Source organism: Streptomyces sp. GQFP (genome assembly GCF_021545335.1).
Lineage (GTDB): Bacteria > Actinomycetota > Actinomycetes > Streptomycetales > Streptomycetaceae > Streptomyces.
Window position 1 is genome coordinate 3775087 of the sequence record NZ_CP089312.1, and the last position, 12191, is coordinate 3787277.

The 12191-nt window shown below is 65.8% G+C and carries 7 protein-coding genes; all 7 read right to left on the reverse strand.

What is annotated here, in order from left to right:
- Window positions 1-54: 54 nt before the first annotated feature.
- Window positions 55-3954 (reverse strand): DNA-directed RNA polymerase subunit beta', encoded by a 3900-nt coding sequence (locus tag LUX31_RS16555; RefSeq protein WP_235475553.1) that lies wholly within the window; start codon window positions 3952-3954, stop codon window positions 55-57.
- Window positions 3955-4048: 94 nt separating this feature from the next.
- Window positions 4049-7531, reverse strand: a complete 3483-nt coding sequence (gene rpoB / locus LUX31_RS16560) for a DNA-directed RNA polymerase subunit beta (protein WP_235475554.1) — start codon at window positions 7529-7531, stop codon at window positions 4049-4051.
- A 618-nt stretch (window positions 7532-8149) separates the two neighbouring features.
- Window positions 8150-8536 carry a 50S ribosomal protein L7/L12 gene (gene rplL, locus LUX31_RS16565; protein ID WP_235475555.1) on the reverse strand — a complete coding sequence of 129 codons (387 nt, stop codon included), beginning with the start codon at window positions 8534-8536 and terminating at the stop codon, window positions 8150-8152.
- Window positions 8537-8646: 110 nt separating this feature from the next.
- On the reverse strand, window positions 8647-9177 hold the full coding sequence (gene rplJ / locus LUX31_RS16570) for a 50S ribosomal protein L10 (protein ID WP_235475556.1): 531 nt from the start codon (window positions 9175-9177) through the stop codon (window positions 8647-8649).
- Between the two features lie 272 nt (window positions 9178-9449).
- Window positions 9450-10277, reverse strand: a complete 828-nt coding sequence (locus tag LUX31_RS16575) for a DUF1396 domain-containing protein (RefSeq protein ID WP_235475557.1) — start codon at window positions 10275-10277, stop codon at window positions 9450-9452.
- Between the two features lie 57 nt (window positions 10278-10334).
- On the reverse strand, window positions 10335-11246 hold the full coding sequence (locus LUX31_RS16580) for a hypothetical protein (protein WP_235475558.1): 912 nt from the start codon (window positions 11244-11246) through the stop codon (window positions 10335-10337).
- Window positions 11247-11382: 136 nt separating this feature from the next.
- The gene (rplA, locus tag LUX31_RS16585) at window positions 11383-12108 is read right to left on the reverse strand and encodes a 50S ribosomal protein L1 (RefSeq protein WP_235475559.1); all 726 of its coding nucleotides are present in this window, start codon (window positions 12106-12108) and stop codon (window positions 11383-11385) included.
- Window positions 12109-12191: the final 83 nt, after the last annotated feature.

Here is a 12191-nt window from a genome sequence, read left to right on the forward strand (position 1 = left end):
AAGGGCGGCCACCCCGTACGAAACGGAGTGGCCGCCCTTCAGCAGACGTACGCCTTACTGGTTGTACGGACCGTAGTCGTAGTCCTCCAGCGGAACGGCCTGGCCGGAGCCCGTGCCGAACGGCGAGTAGTCGATGTCGTCGTAGCCGACGGCCGAGTACATCGCGGCCTTCGCTTCCTCGGTCGGCTCCACCCGGATGTTGCGGTAACGGGACAGACCCGTACCGGCCGGGATGAGCTTACCGATGATGACGTTCTCCTTGAGGCCGATGAGGCTGTCGGACTTGGCGTTGATCGCCGCATCCGTCAGGACTCGGGTCGTCTCCTGGAAGGAGGCGGCCGACAGCCAGGACTCCGTCGCCAGCGAGGCCTTGGTGATACCCATCAGCTGCGGACGGCCGGAGGCCGGGTGGCCGCCTTCCTGGACCACACGACGGTTCTCGGTCTCGAACTTGCCACGCTCGACCAGCTCGCCGGGCAGCAGCTCGGCGTCGCCGGACTCGATGATCGTCACCCGGCGGAGCATCTGCCGGATGATGATCTCGATGTGCTTGTCGTGGATCGACACACCCTGCGAGTTGTAGACCTTCTGGACCTCGCCGACCAGGTGGACCTGGACCGCGCGCTGACCGAGGATCCGCAGCACGTCGTGCGGGTTGGTGGCACCGAAGGTGAGCTTCTGGCCCACCTCGACGTGGTCACCCTCACGCACCATGACCTTGGCGCGCTTCGAGATCGGGAACGCCGTCTCGTCGCTGCCGTCGTCCGGGGTGATGACGATCTTCTTGGTCTTCTCGGTCTCCTCGATACGGACGCGGCCGGCCGCCTCCGAGATCGGGGCGACACCCTTGGGCGTACGAGCTTCGAAGAGCTCGACGACACGGGGCAGACCCTGGGTGATGTCGTCACCGGCCACACCACCGGTGTGGAAGGTACGCATCGTCAGCTGGGTACCGGGCTCACCGATGGACTGGGCGGCGATGATGCCGACCGCCTCACCGATGTCGACCAGCTTGCCGGTGGCCAGCGAGCGGCCGTAGCACATGGCGCAGGTGCCGACGGCGGACTCGCAGGTCAGGACCGAGCGGGTCTTGACCTCCTCGACACCGTGCTTGACCAGCTCGTCGATGAGGACGTCACCGAGGTCGGTGTTGGCCGGGGCCAGCACACGTCCGTCGATGGTGATGTCCTCGGCCAGCGCACGGGCGTACACCGACGTCTCGACGTTCTCGGTCTTGCGCAGCACGCCGGCCTCGTCGCGCTCGGCGATGGCCAGCTTGAGGCCACGGTCGGTGCCGCAGTCCTCCTCGCGGATGATGACGTCCTGCGAGACGTCCACCAGACGACGGGTGAGGTAACCCGAGTCGGCGGTACGCAGGGCGGTGTCGGCGAGACCCTTACGGGCACCGTGAGTCGAGATGAAGTACTCCAGCACCGACAGGCCCTCACGGAAGGAGGCCTTGATCGGACGCGGGATCGTCTCGTTCTTGGCGTTCGACACCAGACCACGCATACCGGCGATCTGCCGCATCTGCATCATGTTTCCTCGGGCACCCGAGTCAACCATCATGAAGATGGGGTTCGTCTTGGGGAAGTTCGCGTTCATCGCCTCGGCGACCTCGTTGGTCGCCTTGGTCCAGATCGCGATGAGCTCCTGCGTGCGCTCGTCCTTGGTGATCAGACCGCGCTCGTACTGCTTCTGGACCTTCTCGTCCATCGCCTCGTAGCCCTTGACGATCTCCTTCTTCGCCTCGGGAACGACGACGTCGGAGATGGCCACGGTGACACCGGAGCGGGTCGCCCAGAAGAAGCCGGCCGCCTTCAGGTTGTCGAGCGTCGCCGCCACGATGACCTTGGGGTAGCGCTCGGCGAGGTCGTTGACGATCTCGGAGAGCTGCTTCTTGCCGACCGAGTAGTCGACGAACGGGTAGTCCTCGGGCAGCAGCTCGTTGAAGAGCGCGCGGCCCAGCGTGGTGCGCAGACGGAACGAGTCCCCCTGCTGCCACTCAGGCTCGCCCTCCTCGCGGGCCGGCGGGGTCCAGCCGCGCGGCGGGATGGTGCCCACCGGGAAGCGGATGTCGACGGCCGACTGGAGCGCCAGCTCACCGGCGTCGAACGCCATGATCGCCTCGGCCGAGGAGCCGAACGCGCGGCCCTCACCCTTGACGTCACGCAGTTCACCATCGGTGGTGAGGAAGAACAGACCAAGAACCATGTCCTGGGTCGGCATGGTGACCGGACGGCCATCAGCCGGCTTCAGGATGTTGTTCGAGGACAGCATCAGGATGCGGGCCTCGGCCTGCGCCTCCGCGGAGAGCGGCAGGTGGACGGCCATCTGGTCACCGTCGAAGTCCGCGTTGAACGCGGTGCAGACGAGCGGGTGGATCTGGATGGCCTTGCCCTCGACCAGCTGCGGCTCGAAGGCCTGGATGCCGAGGCGGTGCAGCGTGGGCGCACGGTTCAGCAGAACCGGGTGCTCAGCGATGACCTCTTCGAGAACGTCGTACACGACGGTACGGCCGCGCTCGACCATCCTCTTCGCGCTCTTGATGTTCTGAGCGTGGTTGAGGTCGACCAGCCGCTTCATGACGAACGGCTTGAACAGCTCCAGCGCCATCGCCTTCGGCAGACCGCACTGGTGCAGCTTCAGCTGCGGACCGACGACGATCACGGAACGCGCGGAGTAGTCCACACGCTTGCCGAGCAGGTTCTGACGGAATCGACCCTGCTTGCCCTTGAGCATGTCGCTCAGGGACTTCAACGGGCGGTTACCGGGACCGGTGACCGGACGGCCACGACGACCGTTGTCGAACAGCGCGTCAACGGCCTCCTGAAGCATGCGCTTCTCGTTGTTGACGATGATCTCGGGAGCACCGAGGTCGAGAAGCCGCTTCAGACGGTTGTTCCGGTTGATCACACGGCGGTACAGGTCGTTCAGGTCGGAGGTCGCGAAGCGGCCACCGTCCAGCTGCACCATCGGGCGAAGGTCCGGCGGGATGACCGGGACGCAGTCGAGAACCATGCCCTTGGGGCTGTTGGAGGTCTGCAGGAACGCAGACACGACCTTCAGCCGCTTCAGCGCACGGGTCTTCTTCTGGCCCTTGCCGGTACGGATGATCTCGCGGAGGCGCTCGGCCTCCTCCTCCAGGTCGAAGGACTCCAGGCGCTTCTGCAGCGCCGCGGCACCCATCGAACCGTCGAAGTAGGTCCCGAAGCGGTCGCGCAGCTCGCGGTAGAGCAGCTCGTCGCCCTCCAGGTCCTGGACCTTGAGGTTCTTGAACCGGGTCCACACCTCGTCGAGGCGGTCGATCTCGCGCTGCGAACGGTCCCGCAGCTGCTTCATCTCCCGCTCGGCACCTTCGCGCACCTTGCGGCGTACGTCGGCCTTGGCGCCCTCGGCCTCCAGCTCGCCCAGGTCGCTCTCGAGCTTCTTGGCGCGGGCTTCGAGGTCGGAGTCACGCCGGTTCTCGATCTGCTGCCGCTCGACCGAGACATGCGCCTCCAGCGAGGGCAGGTCACGGGTACGACGCTCGTCGTCGACGTACGTGATCATGTACGCCGCGAAGTAGATGACCTTCTCGAGGTCCTTCGGGGCGAGGTCGAGCAGGTAGCCCAGACGCGACGGAACGCCCTTGAAGTACCAGATGTGGGTGACGGGAGCGGCCAGCTCGATGTGGCCCATCCGCTCACGGCGCACCTTGGCGCGAGTGACCTCGACGCCACAGCGCTCACAGATGATGCCCTTGAAGCGGACACGCTTGTACTTGCCGCAGTAGCACTCCCAGTCCCGGGTCGGACCGAAGATCTTCTCGCAGAAGAGTCCGTCCTTTTCGGGCTTGAGCGTGCGGTAGTTGATCGTCTCGGGCTTCTTGACCTCGCCGTGGCTCCACTGACGGATGTCGTCAGCGGTGGCCAGACCGATCCGGAGCTCGTCGAAGAAGTTGACGTCGAGCACTATGCGTCAATCCCTCTCAGGGTTGTAAGTCATGGGGTCTGATACGGGGGTCCTGGGGCCGGAGGCCTTCATGGTGAAGGCCTCCGAACTCCCGTCAGACCTCTTCGACGCTGCTCGGCTCACGCCGGGACAGGTCGATGCCGAGCTCCTCCGCCGCGCGGAAGACGTCCTCGTCGGTGTCACGCATTTCGATGGACATACCGTCACTGGACAGCACCTCCACGTTGAGGCAGAGAGACTGCATCTCCTTGATGAGCACCTTGAAGGACTCGGGGATGCCGGGCTCGGGGATGTTCTCGCCCTTGACGATGGCCTCGTAGACCTTCACGCGGCCGGTGACGTCGTCGGACTTGATGGTCAGCAGCTCCTGGAGGGCGTACGCGGCGCCATAAGCCTCCAGCGCCCACACCTCCATCTCTCCGAAGCGCTGGCCACCGAACTGGGCCTTACCACCCAGCGGCTGCTGGGTGATCATCGAGTACGGACCGGTCGAACGCGCATGCAGCTTGTCGTCGACCAGGTGGTGGAGCTTGAGGATGTACATGTAGCCGACCGAGATCGGCTCCGGGAACGGCTCGCCGGAGCGGCCGTCGAACAGCGGCGCCTTACCGGTCGGGAGCACCATGCGCTCGCCGTCGCGGTTCGGGATCGTGTGGTTGAGCAGACCGGCCAGCTCGTCCTCACGCGCACCGTCGAAGACGGGGGTGGCGACGTTCGTGCCGGGGGCGACCACGTCGGCCTCGATGGCCTGGAGGCGCTGTGCCCAGTCGTCCGCGAGGCCGGAGACGTCCCAGCCGCGGCTGGCGAGCCAGCCGAGGTGGATCTCCAGGACCTGTCCCGGGTTCATTCGGGACGGGACACCCAGCGGGTTGAGGATGATGTCGACCGGAGTTCCGTCCTCGAGGAACGGCATGTCCTCGATCGGAAGGATCTTCGAGATAACACCCTTGTTGCCGTGGCGGCCGGCGAGCTTGTCACCGTCCGTGATCTTGCGCTTCTGCGCCACGTAGACCCGAACCAGCTGGTTCACGCCCGGCGGCAGCTCGTCGCCCTCTTCACGGTCGAAGACGCGTACGCCGATGACCTTGCCGATCTCGCCGTGCGGCACCTTCAGCGAGGTGTCGCGGACCTCGCGCGCCTTCTCACCGAAGATCGCGCGGAGCAGGCGCTCCTCGGGGGTCAGCTCGGTCTCACCCTTGGGCGTGACCTTGCCGACGAGGATGTCACCGGCGACGACCTCGGCACCGATACGGATGATGCCGCGCTCGTCGAGGTCGGCGAGGACCTCCTCGGAGACGTTCGGGATGTCCCGGGTGATCTCCTCGGGGCCGAGCTTGGTGTCACGGGCGTCGACCTCGTGCTCCTCGATGTGGATCGAGGAGAGGACGTCGTCCTGCACGAGGCGCTGCGACAGGATGATCGCGTCCTCGTAGTTGTGACCCTCCCACGGCATGAAGGCGACGAGCAGGTTCTTGCCCAGCGCCATCTCGCCTTCCTGGGTGGCCGGCCCGTCGGCGAGAACCTGGTTCTCGACGATCCGGTCGCCCTCGTCCACGACAACCTTCTGGTTGACCGAGGTGCCCTGGTTGGAGCGCGAGAACTTCGCGACGCGGTACGTGGTGTACGTACCGTCGTCGTTGGCGACGGTGATGTAGTCCGCGGAGACCTCTTGGACGACACCCGCCTTCTCGGCCTTGATGACGTCGCCGGCGTCGACGGCGCAGCGGTACTCCATGCCCGTACCGACGAGGGGGGCCTCGGCGGTGATCAGCGGCACGGCCTGGCGCATCATGTTCGCGCCCATGAGGGCACGGTTGGCGTCGTCGTGCTCCAGGAAGGGGATCATCGCGGTCGCGACGGACACCATCTGGCGCGGGGAGACGTCCATGTAGTCGACGTCGTCGCCGGGGATGTAGTCGATCTCGCCGCCACGGCGGCGGACGAGAACGCGGGACTCCTCGAAGCGCATGTCCTCGGAGAGGATCGCGTTCGCCTGGGCGATCACGAAGCGGTCTTCTTCGTCGGCGGTCAGGTAGTCGACGTCGTCGGTGACGACACCGTTGACGACCTTGCGGTACGGCGTCTCGACGAAGCCGAACGCGTTGACCCGGCCGTAGGAGGCGAGCGAGCCGATCAGACCGATGTTCGGGCCTTCGGGGGTCTCGATCGGACACATGCGGCCGTAGTGCGAGGGGTGCACGTCACGGACCTCGAAGCCGGCCCGCTCACGGGAGAGACCACCCGGGCCAAGAGCCGACAGACGGCGCTTGTGGGTGAGACCCGACAGCGGGTTGTTCTGGTCCATGAACTGCGACAGCTGGCTGGTGCCGAAGAACTCCTTGATGGAGGCGACGACGGGCCGGATGTTGATCAGGGTCTGCGGCGTGATCGCCTCGACGTCCTGGGTCGTCATGCGCTCACGCACGACTCGCTCCATACGCGCCAGACCCGTACGGACCTGGTTCTGGATGAGCTCGCCGACGTTGCGCAGACGACGGTTGCCGAAGTGGTCGATGTCGTCGGTCTCGACGACGATCGACGTGCCGTTGTCGCCAACGGTCTCGGTCTCACCGGCGTGCAGCTTCACCAGGTACTTGATCGTCGAGATGATGTCCTCGACGGTCAGCACACCGGCGTCCAGCGGGGCCTCGCCGCCCAGCTTCTTGTTGACCTTGTAACGGCCGACCTTGGCGAGGTCGTAGCGCTTCGGGTTGAAGTACAGGTTCTCCAGAAGCGTCTGCGCGGCCTCACGGGTCGGCGGCTCGCCCGGACGGAGCTTGCGGTAGATGTCGAGCAGCGCGTCGTCCTGGCCCTGGGTGTGGTCCTTCTCCAGGGTGGCGCGCATCGACTCGTACTCGCCGAACTCCTCCAGGATCTGCTCGGTCGTCCAGCCGAGAGCCTTGAGGAGGACGGTGACGGACTGCTTGCGCTTGCGGTCGATGCGGACACCGACCATGTCGCGCTTGTCGATCTCCATCTCCAGCCAGGCACCCCGGGAGGGGATCACCTTGGAGGAGAAGATGTCCTTGTCGGACGTCTTGTCGATGGAGGAGTCGAAGTAGACACCCGGCGAACGGACCAGCTGCGACACGACGACACGCTCGGTGCCGTTGATGACGAAGGTGCCCTTGTTGGTCATGAGCGGGAAGTCGCCCATGAAGACCGTCTGGGACTTGATCTCGCCGGTCTCGTTGTTGGTGAACTCGGCCGTGACGAAGAGGGGCGCGGAGTACGTGAAGTCACGCTCCTTGCACTCGTCGATCGAGTTCTTCGGAGGCTCGAAACGGTGGTCGCGGAACGTCAGGGACATCGACCCGGAGAAGTCCTCGATCGGGGAGATCTCCTCGAAGATCTCCTCCAGACCGGACTTGGTGGGGACGTCCTGTCCGCTGTCCAGAGCCGCCTCGACACGAGCCTTCCACGCGGCGTTACCGAGCAGCCAGTCGAAGCTCTCGGTTTGCAGCGCAAGGAGGTTCGGAACCTCGAGGGGCTCCTTGATCTTTGCAAAAGAGATGCGCAGCGGGGCAGTGCTGGCGCCGTTGTTCGTATTCGCGGAGGCAGTGCGCGAGGCGGCCAAGAGGGGGTCCTTCCGAGGGCTCGGACTCACTACGCGCGTACCGGCCCCTCACCGGGGCACAGAGACAGGCGCTCCACTGACCAGCCGTAAAAGGCCAGGTCGGAGAAGGTCCGATCGTCGGTGCTCAAGCGAGGGCATGCCCCTGGTGACGGGCAGGAGGCAGCTAACAGGCAGCGCAAAGGGTCAGTGTAGCCACTAGGCTCACTGATGTCCAGTGCGGGTTTTTGAAGACCCTCGTTGCTCTCAACCCCTGCTGCAAGCCACGCCCTCGATGCACATCGATACTTCCCTCTTCGCCACCGATCCATGCCTCGGATTCGGATCGTTGTGACGACGCGTCCTGAGAATTGCGCGCTACGTGCAGTTCGTCAAGGCCTCCATGCCCCGACCCGGTGCTGTCATCGTCACGTACGGCACGTCACCAGGGGCGTTCGGAGGCACGACGAAGATCACCTTACTCGCCGTCACCACGCCTGCAAGGCAGCCACGACCCGACCCCTCGAACGCCGAAGAGCGACCACCCAGATGGATGATCGCTCTTCACTGCGTCAGCGTTACAGGGCTCTCAGGAGCCCCACGTCAGCTGCCACGAGAGCCCTCAGCGGGCTCCCAAGGGTGTTACTTGACCTCGACGCCCGCGCCGGCGGCCTTGAGGGACTCGGCAGCCTTCTCGGCGGCCTCCTTGGTGACCTTCTCGAGAACGGGCTTCGGGGCGCCGTCCACGAGGTCCTTGGCCTCCTTCAGACCCAGGGAGGTCAGCTCACGCACGACCTTGATGACCTGGATCTTCTTCTCGCCGGCACCCGTGAGGATGACGTCGAACTCGTCCTGCTCGGCCTCGGCCTCGACCGGGGCGCCGGGGGCGGCCGGGCCGGCAACGGCGACGGCCGCGGCGGCGGTGACGTCGAACTTCTCCTCGAACGCCTTCACGAACTCGGAGAGCTCGATGAGGGTGAGGGTCTCGAACTGCGCGAGCAGCTCTTCCTGGGACAGCTTCGTCGCCATGATGGGCGATCCTTCCAGTCAATTCGGCAGGTGCCGATGTACGTGTCGGCGGGCGTACGTTCGGCCCGCGTCGACCACCGCGTCAGGCGGCGGTCAGAGTGCGAGCCGAGTTACTCGGCACCGCCCTGCTCTTCGAGCTTGACGCGAAGCGCCTCCGCGGTGCGGACGAACTTCGACGGCAGCGCCTGGAAGAGCGAGGCAGCCTGAGACTGCTTGCCCTTGAAGGCACCGGCCAGCTTGCTGAGCAGAACCTCGCGGGACTCGAGGTCCGCGAGCTTCTTGATCTCATCGGCGGACAGCGCCTTACCGTCAAGGACACCGCCCTTGATGATGAGGTTCGGGTTGTCCTTGGCGAAGTCACGAAGACCCTTCGCCGACTCCACCGGGTCACCGGTGACGAAGGCGACCGCCGTCGGACCGTTGAACAGGTCGTCGAGCGTAGAGATCCCGGCCTCGTTGGCCGCAATCTTGGTCAGCGTGTTCTTCACCACGGCGTACTGGGCGTTCTCACCGAGCGAACGACGCAGCGTCTTGAGCTGCGCCACGGTGAGACCCCGGTACTCGGTCAGCACGGCGGCGTTCGAGCTGCGGAACTGCTCCGCGAGCTCGGCCACCGCGGCAGCCTTGTCGGGCCTTGCCATAGAGCGTCGGCCTCCTTCCGGGTGATGAGGACCGCTCAGAAGGGGCTGAGGAAAACGAAACGCCCCGGCGCAGGCGCACGGGGCGTGAACTCGACCAAACGAATTCCGTGAGCGGATTCCGTCCAGGAGCACTTCCACAGTCACCTACGCGGGTCGTCCGCAGTTCAGCGGATCCTTCGGCCACCGAGCCCCCTAACGAGGACACAGCAACGACCAGCGGTCTTTGGCTTCTAGAGGAGACTACGCGAGGGACCAACAGCCAGGCAAATCGCCTATGCGCCCTTCAACATCTCGGCCAGGTCGGCGACGTCCTTGGCGGGCGGGGCGGTGATCGTCACCGGCTTGTTCAGGTCGTCGAAGGTGATCGTCATGTCGAGCGGACCCTTGTCGCCCTTGCCCCGCATCCGGAACTGCTTCGTCAGCTCGTCCTCACCGATCCACATGTCCATCGTGAACTTGTCGATGCCGAGCTTCTCGTACTGCTCAAGGCTCTTCTCGCGCGCCTCACGAGTCGCCTTGGTCTCCTTCTCGAGGGAGGCCTTGAACTCGTCGAGGGTGACCGTGCCCCGGTAGTGGGTCGTCTTCACCCCGTCCACGGTCTCGCTGCCGATCTCCTTCACGTCCTTCGAGCCGGTGAGGAAGGTGGACTCCTGCGCGGGGTTCTTGTCCGCCTGCCCGGCCGCCCCGAGCGACTCGCCGCCGGCGGCGCCCAGCGCGGAGAGGTCGAACTTGATCCAGCTCTTGCCGTCCATCTCCTTGGCCGCCGCCGCGCCCCCACCTATGAACATCGCCTTGTCGACGAGACGTATCTCGGCGGTGCCGTCCGCGCCCTGGTCGAGGGCCGTGATCTTCATGCTCATGGCCACGTCGGGCTTGAGCCGCATCTTGGCGTCGGCCTTGACGCGCCCTTCCTCGGGCGTGCGGCCGGTCATCCGATAGCTGAGGGAGGTGATGTCCTCCACGTTCTTCGCCGCCTTGGCGACAGCGGCCGCCGGCGTCATCTTCGGCGACTCCTCCGACGCCCCCTCGGCACACGCGACGGCACCGGTGCCGAGCAGCAGCACGGCGAGCCCGACACGTACGGAAGAAGAAGCACCCACGATTCCCCCCAAGGAACTTTGTGAACACATGGTCGATTCACAGAAACGACCGTGAGCCTAACCCGGTGAGGCGGATGAGGCTCCTGAATTCCCCAACAGCTCCTTGAAGTCCGCGGTGTCCCTGCCTTCCGGAGCCACCACCTCCGCCTTCACGCCGTACGCGCTGTAGTACGCCGTCGACGACATCCGCCCGCTCGACAGCTCACCCTTCTCGACCTTCTTGACCAGCAGATTCCGCTCGTTGACCCAGATGTCGACCGTCTCGGTGGCGACTCCGGCCTGGACGAGCTGCTCCTTGAGGGCGGAGTCGGCGAGTACCGCCACGTCCACCGTGCCCGAGTAGTGCGTCGTACGTTCACCACGCACTGTTTCCGTCCCGGCCCTGCGGGCGTCACCGGAGGCCAGCAGGAGCTTCACCGGCTGCACGGGGGCGGTGTTGCGCAGCTGGTCCTTCAGATACGTCCCGGAGCCGCCGGGCAGGTCCGCCAGGTCGTCGTAGTCGTACCGGATCCAGTGCTTGCCCTGCATCTGGGCGGCGAACTTGTCGCCGACCTTGGCGTAGTAGGCGTCGGGCAGCAGCCGGGCCTCCATGGAGGAGCTGTTGAGCGCCCGCATCGAATCGGCCAGCTCACCGCCGGTGTAGGTGATGCTGAGCTTGCCGACCGGCTCGCCGGCCCAGCCGAGGACACCGGCCGTCCGCATGGAGAGCAGGTCGCCCATCACGGAGGACGAGCTGACGCGGGCGGACCCGGCCAGGTCGGTGGCCTTCTCGACGGCGTGCAGCGCGGCGGCCGTACGGGCGTCCAGGCTGGCCGTGCCCCGGGTCTGCTCGGCGTCCCCGTCGTCGGGGTCACCGGAGAAACTGCACGCCGACATGGCCACGCCCACCACCACGAGCGCGGCGGTCACCGCGACCGGCCGGACCGTCCGCCGTACGCCTCGTATGCCCCGTACACCGCTGTGCCTCATCCGCGCCCCTACCCCCTAGTACACCCCGTGATCTTCACGCTAACCCGTCCCTACGACAACGGGCCCCGCACCTCGAAAGGTTGCGGGGCCCGTCGTACAGAACGCGTACGCGCGGCTACCGGGGTGAGCGGAGGGCTCAGACGGCGGCCGGGTCCTCCTCGACGAGGAGGTTGCGGGTGCGGTTGGGGTCGAGCGGAACGCCGGGGCCGATCGTGGTGCTGATCGCGGCCTTCTTGATGTACCGACCCTTGGCGGCGGACGGCTTCAGACGGAGGATCTCCTCCAGCGCCGCGCCGTAGTTCTCCACCAGCTTGGTGTCGTCGAACGACGTCTTGCCGATGATGAAGTGCAGGTTCGAGTGCTTGTCGACGCGGAACTCGATCTTGCCGCCCTTGATCTCGGTCACGGCCTTGACCACGTCCGGGGTCACGGTGCCCGTCTTCGGGTTCGGCATCAGACCACGCGGGCCGAGGACACGGCCGAGGCGGCCGACCTTGCCCATGAGGTCCGGGGTGGCGACGACGGCGTCGAAGTCCAGCCGGCCCTTCGCCACCTCGTCGATGAGTTCGTCGGAGCCGACGATGTCGGCGCCCGCGGCGGTCGCGGCCTCGGCACGGTCACCGGTCGCGAAGACCAGGACCCGGGCGGTCTTACCGGTGCCGTGCGGGAGGTTCACGGTGCCACGGACCATCTGGTCGGCCTTGCGCGGGTCTACACCCAGGCGGAAGGCGACCTCGACGGTGCCGTCGAACTTGCTCGTGGAGGTCTCCTTGGCGAGACGCACGGCTTCGAGCGGGGCGTAGAGCTTGTCCCGGTCGACCTTGGCGTCCGCAGCGCGGAGAGACTTGCTGCGCTTGCTCACTACTGCTCCTGATGTTGTTCTGAGGAGTCGTGGTAACGGACCGAGCAGGCCCTGCCACGTACTACTGAAGGCTTATACGAGGT